The organism is Pseudomonas sp. TE12234 (assembly GCF_054061835.1).
In genome coordinates this window covers 68,315-83,510 of sequence record NZ_JBSSEP010000013.1, presented here as the reverse complement: position 1 = coordinate 83,510, position 15,196 = coordinate 68,315, and the positions used below count along the sequence as shown (strand labels likewise).

15 protein-coding genes are annotated in these 15,196 nt (G+C 62.4%); all 15 read left to right on the top strand.

The annotated features are described in order from the left end of the window. The first annotated feature begins 9 nt into the window (after positions 1 to 9). The 15 genes from ACVWYU_RS20050 to ureC all read left to right on the top strand — a co-directional run bounded on the left by ACVWYU_RS20050 (position 10) and on the right by ureC (position 14,794). Positions 10 to 1,389 carry a PepSY-associated TM helix domain-containing protein gene (locus ACVWYU_RS20050; RefSeq protein ID WP_457373500.1) on the top strand — a complete coding sequence of 460 codons (1,380 nt, stop codon included), beginning with the start codon at positions 10 to 12 and terminating at the stop codon, positions 1,387 to 1,389. A gap of 185 nt (positions 1,390 to 1,574) precedes the next feature. Next, positions 1,575 to 2,363 carry an ABC transporter ATP-binding protein gene (locus ACVWYU_RS20045; RefSeq protein WP_457373499.1) on the top strand — a complete coding sequence of 263 codons (789 nt, stop codon included), beginning with the start codon at positions 1,575 to 1,577 and terminating at the stop codon, positions 2,361 to 2,363. Continuing rightward, positions 2,360 to 3,319, top strand: coding sequence for an ABC transporter substrate-binding protein (locus ACVWYU_RS20040; protein WP_457373498.1), 960 nt, complete (start codon positions 2,360 to 2,362; stop codon positions 3,317 to 3,319). The genes ACVWYU_RS20045 and ACVWYU_RS20040 overlap by 4 nt, the downstream gene beginning before the upstream one ends. Continuing rightward, on the top strand, positions 3,316 to 4,326 hold the full coding sequence (locus tag ACVWYU_RS20035) for a FecCD family ABC transporter permease (protein ID WP_457373497.1): 1,011 nt from the start codon (positions 3,316 to 3,318) through the stop codon (positions 4,324 to 4,326). The genes ACVWYU_RS20040 and ACVWYU_RS20035 overlap by 4 nt, the downstream gene beginning before the upstream one ends. Positions 4,327 to 4,528: 202 nt before the next feature. Next, positions 4,529 to 5,794 (top strand): urea ABC transporter substrate-binding protein, encoded by a 1,266-nt coding sequence (gene urtA, locus ACVWYU_RS20030; RefSeq protein WP_090328640.1) that lies wholly within the window; start codon positions 4,529 to 4,531, stop codon positions 5,792 to 5,794. Between the two features lie 155 nt (positions 5,795 to 5,949). Beyond that, positions 5,950 to 7,452, top strand: coding sequence for an urea ABC transporter permease subunit UrtB (gene urtB / locus ACVWYU_RS20025; RefSeq protein WP_457373496.1), 1,503 nt, complete (start codon positions 5,950 to 5,952; stop codon positions 7,450 to 7,452). Beyond that, a complete protein-coding gene (gene urtC, locus ACVWYU_RS20020) occupies positions 7,452 to 8,531 on the top strand; it encodes an urea ABC transporter permease subunit UrtC (protein WP_248915348.1) in 1,080 nt (359 codons plus the stop codon). Before urtB ends, urtC begins: the two co-directional genes overlap by 1 nt. After that, positions 8,528 to 9,397 carry an urea ABC transporter ATP-binding protein UrtD gene (urtD, locus tag ACVWYU_RS20015; RefSeq protein ID WP_090328634.1) on the top strand — a complete coding sequence of 290 codons (870 nt, stop codon included), beginning with the start codon at positions 8,528 to 8,530 and terminating at the stop codon, positions 9,395 to 9,397. Before urtC ends, urtD begins: the two co-directional genes overlap by 4 nt. A 130-nt stretch (positions 9,398 to 9,527) precedes the next feature. Continuing rightward, a complete protein-coding gene (gene urtE / locus ACVWYU_RS20010) occupies positions 9,528 to 10,226 on the top strand; it encodes an urea ABC transporter ATP-binding subunit UrtE (protein WP_457373495.1) in 699 nt (232 codons plus the stop codon). A 30-nt stretch (positions 10,227 to 10,256) separates the two neighbouring features. Then, complete coding sequence (locus ACVWYU_RS20005; protein ID WP_390958447.1) at positions 10,257 to 11,093, top strand: urease accessory protein UreD; 837 nt, start codon at positions 10,257 to 10,259, stop codon at positions 11,091 to 11,093. A gap of 122 nt (positions 11,094 to 11,215) precedes the next feature. Continuing rightward, positions 11,216 to 11,518: an urease subunit gamma gene (gene ureA, locus ACVWYU_RS20000; protein WP_007937143.1), complete on the top strand. Its 303-nt coding sequence runs from the start codon at positions 11,216 to 11,218 to the stop codon at positions 11,516 to 11,518. 9 nt (positions 11,519 to 11,527) lie between these two features. Next, a complete protein-coding gene (locus ACVWYU_RS19995; protein ID WP_457373494.1) occupies positions 11,528 to 12,061 on the top strand; it encodes an N-acetyltransferase family protein in 534 nt (177 codons plus the stop codon). 6 nt (positions 12,062 to 12,067) lie between these two features. Then, positions 12,068 to 12,601, top strand: coding sequence for a GNAT family N-acetyltransferase (locus tag ACVWYU_RS19990; RefSeq protein WP_457373493.1), 534 nt, complete (start codon positions 12,068 to 12,070; stop codon positions 12,599 to 12,601). After that, on the top strand, positions 12,601 to 12,909 hold the full coding sequence (locus ACVWYU_RS19985) for an urease subunit beta (protein ID WP_457373492.1): 309 nt from the start codon (positions 12,601 to 12,603) through the stop codon (positions 12,907 to 12,909). Before ACVWYU_RS19990 ends, ACVWYU_RS19985 begins: the two co-directional genes overlap by 1 nt. Before the next feature lie 184 nt (positions 12,910 to 13,093). After that, positions 13,094 to 14,794 (top strand): urease subunit alpha, encoded by a 1,701-nt coding sequence (gene ureC, locus ACVWYU_RS19980; protein ID WP_457373491.1) that lies wholly within the window; start codon positions 13,094 to 13,096, stop codon positions 14,792 to 14,794. The last annotated feature ends 402 nt before the right edge of the window (positions 14,795 to 15,196 follow it).

Genomic DNA, 15,196 nt, shown 5'->3' with positions numbered 1-15,196 from the left:
GCACACACGATGAAACAGCCCAAAGTGAATTTCTACAACCTGGCCTGGCGCTGGCATTTCTATGCCGGCCTGTTCGTTGCCCCCTTCATGGTGATGCTGGCCCTGACCGGCACTATTTACCTGTTCAAGCCGCAACTCGATTCATTGATGTACAGCAGCCTGCTCAACGTCCCGGCCGGCCATCACACGGTCCCGGCCGATGACCTGCTCAAGCGCGTGAAGAATGCGTATCCACAGGGCACCATCAAGCAGTACCTGCCACCGGTCAACGCCGAACGCAGTGCTCAGTTTGTCGTGCTCAATGGCGGCAATGAACTGAATGTGTTCGTCGACCCCTATCACGGCGACATCCTTGGCGAGCAAGATGCCAAGAAGAACCTGCAAGCCATCGCCCGTGCGATTCATGGCGAGCTGATGATCGGCACCGTGGGTGATCGACTCATCGAACTGGCGGCCGGATGGGGCGTGATGCTGGTGGTTTCCGGGATATTCCTGTGGTGGCCGCGCGGCCAGGCGGCGGGGATTTTGTGGCCACGCCTGAACAGTCGCGGACGGGTGCTGTGGCGTGACCTGCACGCCGTCACCGGGTTCTGGGGCGCTTCGTTGCTGCTGGTGATGCTGCTCAGCGGCATGACCTGGACAGGGTTCTGGGGCAAGCAATACGCCGAAGTGTGGAACGTGTTCCCGGCCGCGATGTGGGACAACGTGCCCAAGTCCGACGTCGAGGCACGCAGCCTCAACAGCGCCACGCGCCAGACCGTGCCTTGGGCCATGGAAAACACGCCGATGCCGATGTCCGGCGACCATGCCGAACACATGGCCCACGGTGATGCGCACACCGGCCCTGCGGCGCCGACCATCAGCCTGCAAGACGTACAGGACATCGCCGTCCAACGCGAGGTCGAACCCGGTTACAGCATCACCTTGCCGACCACCGCCACGGGTGTGTTCACCATCGCCGTGTTCGCTGATGACCCGCGCAATGACGCCACCCTGCATGTCGATCAGTACAGTGGCAAAGTCCTCGCCGACGTGCGCTTCGAACAGTACGGCGCCGTCGCCCGCGCCACGGAAATCGGCGTGATGCTGCACGAAGGCAAGATGTTCGGGGTGTTCAATCAGATCGTCGTACTGCTGATCTGCCTGATGATCCTGCTCAGCGCCGTCAGCGGCGTGGTGATCTGGTGGAAGCGTCGCCCGCAAGGAAAGTTCGGCGTGCCGCCACTGCGTCACGACCTGCCGAAATGGAAAACCGCGATGGTCATCATGTTCGCATTGGCCGTGGCGTTCCCGTTGGTGGGTGCATCGCTGGTGGTGGTCTGGGTGCTGGATCGCGTGCTGTTTTCGCGCCTGGGCCGGCAAACTGAATCAGCCTCATCTTCATCTTGAGACAGGCGAGATGCGCGGGGTTGTCAGCACTGTAGACTGCCCCGCGCATCACCCTGGCAGTTCCGGTTTTTCTTTCGGGCCCCTTCGCTGGCAAGCCAGCTCCCACAGAATTTGCACAACACCTGTGGGAGCTGGCTTGCCAGCGATGGGGCCAGTCGCATCATCGACGTAACAAGAGCCATTGCATGACCTCGCTTCACCTCAACAACATCACCTGGTCCCCCCTGGGCCACGGCCACTGTCATCACCAATTCCAGCTGCGTGATGCCTCGCTGCACGTGGCCGCCGGTGAATTCGTCGGTTTGATCGGCCCCAACGGCAGTGGCAAGACCAGCCTGTTGCGTTGCGCCTGGCGCTTCAGCAAACCGCAAAACGGCGAAGTCAGACTCGAGCATCACAACGTCTGGAAACAGTCGTCACGCTGGTGCGCGCAACGCATCGCCGTGGTCCTGCAAGAATTCCCCGAGGCCTTCGGCCTGACCGTGGACGAAGTGGTCGCCATGGGCCGTACGCCCCACAAAGGCCTGTTCGATGGCGACTCCCTCGAAGACCGACACCTCGTCACCCAGACCCTGGAATCGGTCGGCCTCAAGGGCTTCGAGGACCATGCCTTTTCCACTCTCTCCGGCGGTGAAAAACAACGGGTGATCCTCGCCCGGGCCCTGGCCCAGCAACCGCAGTTGCTGATCCTCGACGAGCCGACCAACCACCTCGACCCGCGCTATCAGCTGGAACTGTTGAGGTTGGTCAAGCGCCTGCAGATCGGCACCCTGGCCAGCATCCACGACCTCAATCTGGCCGCCGCATTTTGCGATCGGCTGTACGTGATCAATCACGGCCGCATCGTTGCCAGCGGCACGCCCAAAGACGTCCTCAACGCCGCGCTGTTGCGTAACGTGTTCGGCGTCGAAGCGCTGATCGATGAACACCCCTTGCACGGCTACCCACGAATCACCTGGATAACCCGACCATGATTTTGCGCTCCCTGCTGCGCTGCAGTTTCACCCTCGCTCTACTGCTGGGCAGCGCCCACGCCTTGGCCGAGGCCACGCAGTACCCGTTGACCATTCAGAGCTGCAACCGTGAGGTGACGTTCCAGCAGGCGCCGAAACACGCGGTCAGTCATGACATCAACATGACCCAAATGATGCTGGCCCTCGGCCTCAAGCCACAGATGGCCGGGTACAGCGGTGTGACCGGCTGGAAGGCGGTGACGCCTGAAATGCAGCCCCTTCTTGATGGCTTGCCGGAACTGGCGGCCAAGTACCCGTCGGTGGAAACCCTGCTCAATGCCAACGTCGATTTCTTCTTCGCTGGCTGGGATTACGGCATGCGCGTCGGTGGCGACCTCACGCCGCAAACCCTGCAGCCTTTGGGCATCAATGTGTATGAGCTGACCGAGTCCTGCGCCTTCGTAATGAAACGCCCGCCGGCCACGCTGGAAGACACTTACAACGACCTGCGCAACCTCGGCAGAATCTTCGATGTGCAGGATCGCGCCAACGCCTTGATCGGCGCCATGCAGGCGCGAGTCGCCGAGATCCGCAAGGGTCTGCCCGCCGATAAACCGCGGGTGTTCCTGTACGACAGCGGGGAAGACCGGGCCATGACCTCGGGCCGCCTCGGTATGCCGCAAGCCCTGATCGACGCCGCTGGCGGACGAAACGTGCTCGACGATGTCGAGGCAAGCTGGACGAGGGTCAACTGGGAAACCGTGGTCGAGCGCAATCCACAGGTGATCGTGATCGTCGACTACAGCGAGATCACCGCCGATCAGAAGATCCGGTTTTTGCTCAACAACAAAGCCCTGCAATCAGTGGACGCGATCAAGCACCGGCGCTTCATCGTCATTCCCTACGTACAGGCCACACCGGGGATCGACAACGTGCTCGCCGTCGCCACCCTGGCCAAGGGCTTGCACCGCGAATGATCAAACGTCGCTACCCCTGGTTGCTGATCGCGCTCGGCGCGCTGTTGCTGATGTCGGCTGTGATGTCACTGGGTTTCGGGCCGGCGCGGGTGCCGCTGGACGTCGTCTGGCGGATTCTGCTGCACAAGCTCTGCGGCCTCGGCCTACCCGACTGGAGCACCGGGCAGGAACACATTGTCTGGCTGATCCGCGTGCCGCGGATGTTGCTCGGCGCGCTGGTCGGTGCCGGATTGGCTTTGATCGGCGCGGTGCTGCAAGCGGTGACGCGCAATCCGCTGGCCGACCCGCATCTGCTGGGCGTGACCTCCGGAGCGACCTTGGGCGCGGTGATCGTGGTGTTGCATGTGGGTGAAATCGTCGGCCTGCTGACCTTGCCCATCGCGGCGTTTATCGGCGCCTTGTTGAGCATGCTGTTGGTGCTGATGATCGCCAACCGCCAGGGTCGGCTGGACAGTGATCGCCTGCTGCTGTGTGGCGTGGCGGTGTCCTTCGTGATGATGGCGATGGCCAACTTGCTGCTGTTCATGGGCGATCACCGCGCCAGTTCGGCGGTGATGTTCTGGATGCTCGGCGGGCTCGGATTGGCGCGCTGGGAATTGCTCGCGGTGCCGGCCGCCAGCGTTTTGCTGGGGTTGCTGTTGCTGCTCGGCATGGCCCGGCCGTTGAACGCGCTGATGGCCGGTGAACAAACCGCCGTGACGCTGGGGCTGAATGCGCGAACGGTCCGGTTGCGGGTGTTCGTGATCGCCTCGCTGATGACTGGCGTGCTGGTGTCCATCAGCGGTTCCATCGGCTTTGTCGGGCTGATGGTGCCGCACATTGGGCGGCGACTGGTCGGGGCCGAGCATCGGCGGTTGCTGCCGGTGTGCGTACTGCTGGGCAGCGTATTTCTGGTGTGGGTCGATGTTGCTGCGCGGACAATGATCGCCCCCGAAGACTTGCCCATCGGCGTTGCCACCGCAGCGATTGGCGGCTTGTTCTTTATCGGTTTGATGCGTCGTCGCTGACCACACGGCTACGCCCCAATCTGGCGCACCCTGCGCACCAAGGTGCCCGACACGATCCTTCATGGTGCGCCATCAACCCGCGCAACCGCTCTAAACCGACATTTCCCTGCCTTTTCCCGACCGGGCACAGCCCTTGCTAAAGACCCTTCAGTAGTCCGCATCTGCCAACCAAGAAAATTCATAAGTTCATGGAGATCGCACAATGAAGCGTCGTAGCTTGATCAAGGCTTTCACACTCTCGGCATCGATTGCCGCGATGGGCATGACCTGGACTGTCCAGGCCGCCGAGACCATCAAGGTGGGCATTTTGCATTCGTTGTCCGGGACCATGGCGATCTCCGAAACATCGCTCAAGGACATGGCGCTGATGACCATCGACGAGATCAACGCCAAGGGTGGCGTGAACGGCAAGATGCTGGAACCGGTGGTGGTGGACCCGGCATCGAACTGGCCGCTGTTCGCCGAGAAAGGCCGTCAGTTGCTGACCCAGGACAAGGTCGCCGTGGTGTTCGGTTGCTGGACGTCCGTATCGCGCAAATCGGTATTGCCGGTGTTCGAGGAACTCAACGGCCTGCTGTTCTACCCGGTGCAGTACGAAGGTGAAGAGATGTCGCCGAACGTGTTCTACACCGGCGCCGCGCCGAACCAGCAGGCGATCCCGGCCGTGGAATACCTGATGAGCGAAGAAGGTGGCAGCGCCAAGCGTTACTTCCTGCTCGGCACCGACTACGTCTACCCACGCACCACCAACAAAATCCTGCGCTCGTTCCTGCATTCCAAAGGCGTGGCGGACAAAGACATCGAAGAGGTCTACACCCCGTTCGGTCACAGCGATTACCAGACCATCGTCGCCAACATCAAGAAATTCTCCGCCGGTGGCAAGACCGCCGTTATCTCGACCGTCAACGGCGACTCCAACGTGCCGTTCTATAAAGAACTGGCCAACCAGGGCCTCAAAGCCACCGACGTACCGGTCGTGGCGTTCTCGGTGGGCGAAGAAGAACTGCGCGGCATCGACACCAAGCCGTTGGTGGGCAACCTCGCGGCGTGGAACTACTTCGAGTCGGTGGAGAACCCGGTGAACAAAAAGTTCGTCGATGACTGGAAAGCCTACGCCAAGAAACACAACCTGCCGGGCGCGGACAAAGCGGTGACCAACGACCCGATGGAAGCCACTTATGTCGGCATCCACATGTGGGCCCAGGCCGCTGAAAAAGCCAAGTCGACCGACGTCGACAAAGTCCGCGAAGCCCTCGCCGGCCAGACGTTCGCCGCGCCGTCCGGCTACACCCTGACCATGGACAAGACCAACCACCACCTGCACAAGCCGGTAATGATCGGCGAGATCCAGGCCGATGGTCAGTTCAACGTGGTCTGGCAGACCGAAGGCCCGATCCGCGCCCAGCCGTGGAGCCCGTTCATTCCGGGCAATGACAAGAAGCCGGAGTATGCGGTGAAGAGCAACTAAGCCATTGGAGGTCGGGCCCGGCATGCAGGTCCGACACAAATCCCTGTGGGAGCTGGCTTGCCTGCGATGCAGACGACTCGATGTACCTGATGCACCGAGGTGACGCCATCGCTGGCAAGCCAGCTCCCACATTGTCCGCGTCAAGGCGACTCTCTATGCCCACTGCCCTTTACCGCTTCATCCTCGCCATCGCACTCCTGCTGCCCATGGCCACCCACGCCGGCGACGCCGAAGACTTCGTCGCCGCCAATCCCGTGCAACAGGCCAAACTGCTGGAAGCCTGGGCCGCGCAGCCCGATCCGGCCCGCATCGAACTGATCAACGCCCTGCAACAAGGTGAATTGACTATCGATGGCCAGCCGAAAACCCTGCGCCTGAACAACCGTCTGCGGGGCCTGATCGACACCGCGCTGGCCAGCCATCAACTGCTCGCCGCCGACGCCAGACTCCGTCTGGCCGCCGCGCAGCAATTGCAAAAAAGCGCCAAACCCGCGCAACTGAAATTCCTCGACCAGCAACTGGCCGGCGAAAAGGACGAAACCGTTCACGCGGCCCTCAGCCTGGCCCTGGCCAATCTGCAACTGGTCGACACCGACCCGGCCGTGCGCCTCGCCGCAGTGCGACTGCTGGGTGAAACCGGCGATCCGCTGGCCCGCACCCGCCTCGAAAGCTTGCTGGAACCGGGCGTCGAAACCGATGCCAACGTGCGCACCGCCGCCGAAACCAGCCTGGCTCAAGTCAAACGCAAACTGCTGGTCGGCGAGTTGCTCGGCCAGGCCTTCAGCGGCATGTCACTGGGCTCGATCCTGCTGTTGGCCGCGCTGGGCCTGGCGATCACTTTCGGCCTGCTCGGCGTGATCAACATGGCCCACGGCGAGATGCTGATGCTCGGGGCGTACTCGACCTACGTGGTGCAGTTGATGTTCCAGCGTTTCGCCCCGCAGGCCATCGAGTTCTATCCGCTGATCGCCTTGCCGGTGGCGTTTTTCGTCACGGCGGCCATTGGCATGGCCCTGGAGCGCACGGTGATTCGTCACCTCTATGGCCGCCCACTGGAAACACTGCTCGCCACCTGGGGCATCAGCCTGATGCTGATTCAGCTGGTGCGATTGCTGTTCGGCGCGCAGAACGTCGAAGTGGCCAACCCGGCCTGGCTGTCGGGCGGGATTCAAGTGCTGCCCAATCTGGTGCTGCCGTACAACCGCATCGTCATCATCGCCTTCGCGCTGTTTGTGGTGGTGCTGACCTGGCTGCTGCTGAACAAGACCCGACTGGGCCTGAACGTGCGCGCCGTCACCCAGAACCGCAACATGGCCGCCTGCTGCGGCGTGCCCACCGGGCGCGTGGACATGCTCGCCTTCGGCCTCGGTTCGGGCATCGCCGGCCTCGGTGGCGTGGCCCTGAGCCAGATCGGCAACGTCGGCCCGGACCTCGGCCAGAGCTACATCATCGACTCGTTCCTGGTGGTGGTGCTCGGCGGCGTCGGGCAACTGGCCGGCAGCGTGCTGGCGGCGTTTGGCTTAGGGATTGCCAACAAGATTCTCGAACCGCAGATCGGTGCCGTGCTCGGCAAGATCCTCATCCTCGCGCTGATCATTCTGTTCATCCAGAAACGTCCGCAAGGCCTCTTCGCACTCAAAGGACGGGTGATCGACTGATGAACCAGCCCCTGCTCGTTACCGCGACACAAAAAGCCGGCCCGACCGTCACGATTGCCGTGGGTGCGGTGATCCTCGTGCTGCTACTCGCATTGCCACTGCTGTCGCTGTTGTCTGCCGACAGCGCCTTTCACGTCTCGGCCTACACGCTGACCCTGGTGGGCAAAATCCTCTGCTACGCCATCGTCGCCCTGGCGCTGGATCTGGTCTGGGGTTACGCCGGGTTGCTGTCCCTCGGCCATGGCTTGTTCTTCGCCCTGGGCGGTTATGCGATGGGCATGTACCTGATGCGCCAGGCTTCGGGCGATGGCCTGCCGGCGTTCATGACCTTCCTGTCCTGGACCGAACTGCCCTGGTTCTGGACCGGCACCAGCAGCTTTCTCTGGACCCTGTGCCTGGTGGTGCTGGCGCCGGGGCTACTGGCGCTGGTGTTCGGTTTCTTCGCCTTCCGCTCGCGGATCAAGGGCGTGTATTTCTCGATCATGACCCAGGCCCTGACCTTCGCCGGCATGCTGTTGTTCTTCCGCAACGAAACCGGTTTTGGCGGCAACAACGGCTTCACCAACTTCCGCACGATCCTCGGTTTCGGCATCACCGAACCGGGCACCCGCGCCGTGCTGTTTTTCGCCACGGTGCTGTTGCTGGTAGCCAGCCTGTTCATTGGCTGGCGCCTGGCGCAAAGCAAGTTCGGCCGGGTGCTGACCGCACTGCGCGATGCGGAAAACCGCCTGATGTTCTGCGGCTACGATCCACGGGGCTTCAAGCTGTTCGTGTGGGTGCTCAGCGCGGTGTTGTGTGGCCTGGCCGGTGCGTTGTACGTGCCGCAAGTGGGCATCATCAACCCCAGTGAAATGTCGCCGACCAACTCCATCGAAGCGGCGGTCTGGGTGGCACTGGGTGGTCGCGGCACGCTGATCGGCCCGCTGCTCGGTGCCGGCGTGGTCAACGGCATGAAGAGCTGGTTCACCGTGGCGTTCCCTGAGTACTGGCTGTTCTTCCTCGGCGCGCTGTTCATCGTCGTGACCCTGTACCTGCCCAAGGGCGTGATCGGTTTGCTGAAGAAAAGAGGTGAACAATGAGAGTCACTGCGACGGCTGAATTCATGCTCGAGCCAGCCTTTTTCCCCGTGGAGCCCAACAAGGACGCCGGCACCAGCCGCGACTCGATCGGCCTCGGCCAGCGCGCCGGCAAAGGCCTCAATACCCGGCACGGCACCATCCTGACCCTGGAAGACATCAGCGTCAGCTTCGATGGCTTCCGCGCACTGAACAACCTGAACCTGTACATCGGCGTCGGCGAGTTGCGCTGCATCATCGGCCCCAACGGCGCGGGCAAGACCACGCTGATGGACGTGATCACCGGCAAGACCCGTCCCAGCCACGGCAAGGCCTGGTTCGGCGAAACCCTGGACCTGACGCAGATGAGCGAAGTGCAGATCGCCCAGGCCGGCATTGGTCGCAAGTTCCAGAAGCCCACGGTGTTCGAGGCACTGAGCGTGTTCGAGAACCTGGAACTGGCGCAGAAAACCGACAAGTCGGTATGGGCCAGCCTGCGCGCGCGGCTCAATGGCGAGCAGAAGGATCGCATCGCCGAAGTGCTCGACACCATCCGCCTGACCACGTCGGTCAATCGCCCCGCCGGTTTGCTCTCTCACGGCCAGAAGCAGTTCCTGGAAATCGGCATGTTGCTGATGCAGGACCCGCAACTGCTGCTGCTCGACGAACCGGTGGCGGGCATGACTGACGCCGAAACCGAATTTACCGCCGAACTGTTCAAACGCCTGGCCGGCAAGCATTCCCTGATGGTGGTGGAACACGACATGGGCTTCGTCGGCTCGATTGCCGACCACGTCACCGTGTTGCACCAGGGCAGCGTGCTGGCCGAAGGCTCACTGGAGCAGGTGCAGGATAACGAGCGGGTGATCGAGGTGTATCTCGGTCGATAGGCCTGCAAATACATAACCTGTGGGAGCTGGCTTGCCTGCGATGAGGCCGGAACATCCGACACTTTTGTTGAATGACACACCGCCATCGCGGGCAAGCCCGCTCCCACAGGGATCAAGGAGAAACAAACGAATGTTGCACGTTGAAAAACTGCACCAGTACTACGGCGGAAGCCACATCCTGCGCGGCCTGACGTTTGACGTGAAGGTCGGCGAGGTCACCTGCCTGCTCGGGCGTAACGGCGTGGGCAAAACCACCCTGCTCAAGTGCCTGATGGGCCTGCTGCCGGCCAAAGAGGGCGCGGTGAATTGGGAAGGCAAGCCGATCACCACATTCAAGCCGCATCAACGGGTGCATGCCGGCATCGCCTACGTGCCCCAGGGCCGGGAGATTTTCGGGCGCCTGACCGTGGAAGAAAACCTGCTGATGGGTCTCTCGCGCTTTCCCGGCTCCGAAGCCAAAGAAGTGCCAGCGTTCATCTACGAGTTGTTCCCGGTGCTGCTGCAAATGAAGCAGCGACGCGGCGGTGATCTGTCCGGCGGGCAACAGCAGCAGCTCGCGATCGGCCGGGCGCTGGCCAGCCGCCCACGCCTGTTGATTCTCGACGAGCCCACCGAAGGCATCCAGCCGTCGGTGATCAAGGAAATCGGTGCAGTGATCAAGAAGCTCGCGGCCCGCGGCGACATGGCGATTTTGCTGGTGGAACAGTTCTACGACTTCGCCGCCGAACTGGCCGATCAATACCTGGTGATGTCGCGGGGCGAGATCGTGCAACAGGGTCGTGGTGAAAATATGGAAGCCGAGGGTGTACGCGGTCTGGTTACGATCTAATCTGTAGCGTCCTAACGATAATTAAAAAACATGAATCTACCTGCCTCTCTTTTGTTCACGCCCAGTTGGCACGCCGAGCTCGAATTGGCCTACGCCCGGTTCGGCGATACCTCGCGCCCGGTGCTGCGCCGCCACAAGGGCCCGCTGCGTGTACAAAAACATTTGTATGCCGAAGGACCTGAAGTCTGCCAACACATCATCGTCCACCCGCCCGGTGGAATCGCCGGCGGTGATCGGCTGGAGATTTCGGCCAGCGTCGAACGCGATGCCTGGGCGCAGATCACCAGTCCCGGCGCGGCCAAGTGGTATCGCGCCGCCGGCCCCGCTTATCAGCAATTGACATTGCGGGTGGCGGCCGGTGCGACACTGGAATGGTTGCCCCAGGAAACGATCATCTTCAGTGCGGCGCAGGCTGAGCTCAGCACCGCCATCGACCTTGAAGGCGATGCGCGGCTGTTCTACTGGGACGTCGTGGCCCTGGGTCGCCCGGCCAGCGGCGAACGTTTCGACCTCGGACACTTTCAGGCGCAACTGGATATCCGCCGCGACGGCCAGTTGCTCTGGCACGAACGCCAGCGCATTGTCGGGGCTGATGGTTTGCTCGACTCACCGATTGGCCTGGACGGACAACCGGTGTTCGCCACCCTGTTGGTGACCGGGGAAATCGAGAGTGACTTGCTGGAACGCTGCCGCTCGCTGCCCCATGCCGTGCGCGGGGATCTGACGCAATTGCCGGGGCTGTTGGTCGCCCGGTGCCTGGCCAGCGAAGCGCTGCTGGCCCGTGGCTGGCTGATTGATGTGTGGAGGTTGCTGCGCCCGGCACTGCTTGGCCGCGAAGCCATGCCACCGCGAATCTGGAACACCTGAACACCGATCCCCGTGGGAGCTTTTGCCGGCCTTGAGGTCCCCATCGCTGGCAAGCCAGCTCCCACCGGGGTCGTGTTGATGTACCCGAATACCTTTTTAATCTGCCCTGATGGATTGCACCAATGGACCTGACCCCACGCGAAAAAGACAAGCTACTGATCTTCACCGCCGGCCTGGTGGCCGAGCGGCGTTTGGCCCGCGGCGTAAAACTCAATTACCCGGAGGCCATGGCCTACATCTCCGCCGCGCTGCTCGAAGGTGCCCGCGATGGCCAGACCGTGGCCGAGTTGATGCACTACGGCACCACCCTGCTCAGCCGTGAGCAAGTGATGGAAGGCATTCCGGAAATGATCCCGGAGATCCAGGTCGAAGCGACCTTCCCCGACGGCACCAAACTGGTCACCGTCCATCAACCGATCGCCTGAGACCACGCCATGACTTACCACATCCGCGATGCGGTACATGCCGACCTGCCGGCCATCCGCGATATCTACAACGACGCCGTGCTCAACACCACGGCCATCTGGAACGAACAGGCCGTGGACCTGGGCAATCGCCAGGCCTGGTTCAGCGCCCGGCAATCCCAGGCCTACCCGATCCTGGTGATCGTCAACGCCGAAAACCACGTGCTGGGCTACGCTTCATTCGGCGACTGGCGGCCTTTTGATGGCTTCCGTCACACCGTCGAACACTCGGTTTACGTACGCAGCGACCAGCGCGGCCATGGCCTCGGTCCACGGTTGATGGAGGTACTGATCGAACGCGCCAGGGAATGCGGCAAACACGTGATGGTCGCCGCCATCGAAAGCGGCAACGCTGCGTCCATTCGCCTGCATGAGCGCACCGGCTTCGTGATCACCGGGCAGATGCCTCAGGTGGGCACCAAATTCGGTCGCTGGCTGGACCTGACCTTTATGCAACTGACCCTCAATCCTGGCGCGCAACCACCGAGCGCCAACAAGGAGTGATACCCGATGAACCCCGCCCAACTGCGACGCGTCAATGTTGAAAGCTTTGCGCACTATCGTCAGGGTTTGATTGATCTGCTGCTCGACGCCGTGGGCTATGGCGCCAGCGTCGGTTTCATGGCCGACCTGGACGCGACTCAGGCCCGCGCGTACTTCGATGAGGTTCAGGAAAACCTGAACAAGGGCCATGTGCTGCTGTGGGTGGTGGTCAAGGACGAACAAGTGCAGGCCAGCGTGCAACTGATCCTGTGCCAGAAAGCCAACGGCCTGAACCGTGCCGAGGTGCAAAAGCTGCTGGTGCGCGAACACGCGCGGCGCCGGGGGCTGGGCCAACAGTTGATAAACGCTCTGGAACAAGCGGCCCTGCAGCACAAGCGCGGCATGCTCTACCTCGATACCGAAGCCGGCTCCGTGGCGGAAGATTTCTACAAGGCCCTGGGCTACACCCGCGCCGGCGAAATCCCCGACTACGCCTGCGACCCGAGCGGGCGCTACAAGCCGACCGCCCTCTACTACAAGATTCTCCAAGGAGCCCATTGATGATTCCCGGTGAATACCAGATCCAGCCCGGCGACATCGAACTCAACGCTGGCCGTCGCACCCTGAGCCTGACCGTGGCCAATAGCGGCGACCGGCCGATCCAGGTCGGCTCGCACTACCACTTTTTCGAAACCAATGACGCCCTGACCTTCGACCGCACCGCCAGTCGTGGCATGCGCCTGAACATTCCCGCCGGCACCGCCGTGCGCTTCGAGCCGGGGCAGAGCCGGGAAGTCGAGCTGGTCGACCTGGCCGGGCATCGGCGGGTGTTCGGCTTTGCCGGGCGGATCATGGGTGATCTCGACTGACAGGTTCACCTGTGGCGAGGGAGCTTGCTCCCGCTCGAGTGCGCAGCGCTCGCCAAGCCAAACAATTCAGTGTGCCTGACGAAACCCGATTGACGGCTTCAGGGCTGCTGCGCAGCCCAGCGGGAGCAAGCTCCCTCGCCACAATGGATCGCAGGTTGCCACTCATCATTTACAAGGCAAACGAATGAAAATCTCCCGTCAGGCCTACGCCGACATGTTCGGCCCCACCGTCGGCGACAAGGTACGCCTGGCCGACACCGACCTGTGGATCGAAGTGGAAAAAGACTTCACCACCTACGGCGAAGAAGTGAAGTTCGGCGGCGGCAAAGTGATCCGCGATGGCCAGGGCCAGAGCCAGCTGCTCGCCGCCGACGTCGTCGACACCCTGATCACCAACGCGCTGATCATCGACCACTGGGGCATCGTCAAGGCCGACGTCGGCCTCAAGGACGGGCGTATCGCCGCGATCGGCAAGGCCGGCAACCCCGATGTCCAGCCCGATGTCACCATCGCCATTGGCGCCGGTACCGAAGTCATCGCCGGCGAAGGCATGATCCTCACCGCCGGCGGCATCGACACACACATTCATTTCATCTGCCCGCAGCAGATCGAAGAAGCGCTGATGAGCGGCGTCACCACCATGATCGGCGGCGGCACCGGGCCGGCCACCGGCACCAATGCCACCACCTGCACGTCCGGCCCGTGGCATCTGGCGCGGATGCTTCAAGCCGCCGATGCCTTCCCGATGAACATCGGCCTGACCGGCAAAGGCAACGCCAGCCTGCCGGGGCCGTTGATCGAGCAGGTCAAGGCCGGTGCCATCGGCCTCAAGCTGCACGAGGATTGGGGCACCACGCCGGCGAGCATCGACAACTGCCTGAGCGTTGCCGACCAGTACGATGTGCAGGTGGCGATCCACACCGACACCCTCAACGAATCCGGCTTCGTCGAAACCACCCTCGCCGCCTTCAAGGGCCGCACCATCCACACCTACCACACCGAAGGCGCGGGCGGCGGCCATGCCCCGGATATCATCAAGGCCTGTGGTTTCGCCAACGTGCTGCCGAGCTCCACCAACCCGACCCGGCCGTTCACCCGCAACACCATCGACGAACACCTCGACATGCTGATGGTCTGCCATCACCTGGACCCGAGCATTGCCGAAGACGTGGCCTTCGCCGAAAGCCGCATCCGCCGCGAGACGATTGCCGCCGAAGACATCCTCCACGACCTGGGTGCATTCTCGATGATCAGCTCCGACAGCCAGGCCATGGGCCGGGTCGGCGAAGTCATCACCCGCACCTGGCAAACCGCCGACAAGATGAAAAAACAGCGCGGCCCGCTGCCCGGCGACGGTGAAGGCAACGACAACTTCCGCGCCAAGCGCTACATCGCCAAATACACCATCAACCCGGCGATCACCCATGGCATCAGCCATGAAGTGGGCTCGGTGGAAGTCGGCAAATGGGCGGACCTGGTGCTCTGGCGTCCGGCGTTCTTCGGGGTCAAACCGACGCTGATCCTCAAGGGCGGCGCCATCGCGGCCAGCCTGATGGGTGACGCCAACGCTTCGATTCCGACGCCGCAACCGGTGCACTACCGCCCGATGTTCGCAAGCTACGGCGGCTCGTTGCACGCCACCAGCATGACCTTCATCAGCCAGGCCGCACAGGCCGCCGGCCTGCCCGAAGCCCTGGGCCTGAAGAAAAAAATCGCCGTGGTCAAAGGCTGTCGCCAGGTGCAGAAAACCGACCTGATCCACAACGACTACCTGCCGAACATCGACGTCGACCCGCAGACCTATCAGGTCAAGGCCGACGGCGTGTTGTTGTGGTGTGAACCGGCGGATGTGTTGCCGATGGCGCAGCGGTATTTCCTGTTCTGAAGGTGAGCGGCTCGCCCAATAAAAACCCGAGGTGGGTGACCGCCATCGGGTTTTCTTTTTCTGCCGGATGCGTCAGCTGGCCCGGCCTTGTTGCCGGGCGATGATCGCGGCAATGGCGCTGATGGACAGCAGGTCATCCGAGGCATTGGCAAGGGAGGCAGCTGCGCGCAGGTTAGCAGACCGATGAGCCAAGAAATCGGCGCGCCGAAGCGCCCTGCGCACAGCCACCATCAAGTGCAGGGATGGGATACCTGACTGACAGAGGCAGTGTGCGTCTTGACATCAACGGGCTGCTAATCCCGACCACTGATGGGCAGTGGCCGCAAAACAATAGAGATCCGCACCAAGGCGCACAAGCCGGCGGATTCTGGCGCAACTGTAGGCAACGGCACAAGCTTTTGT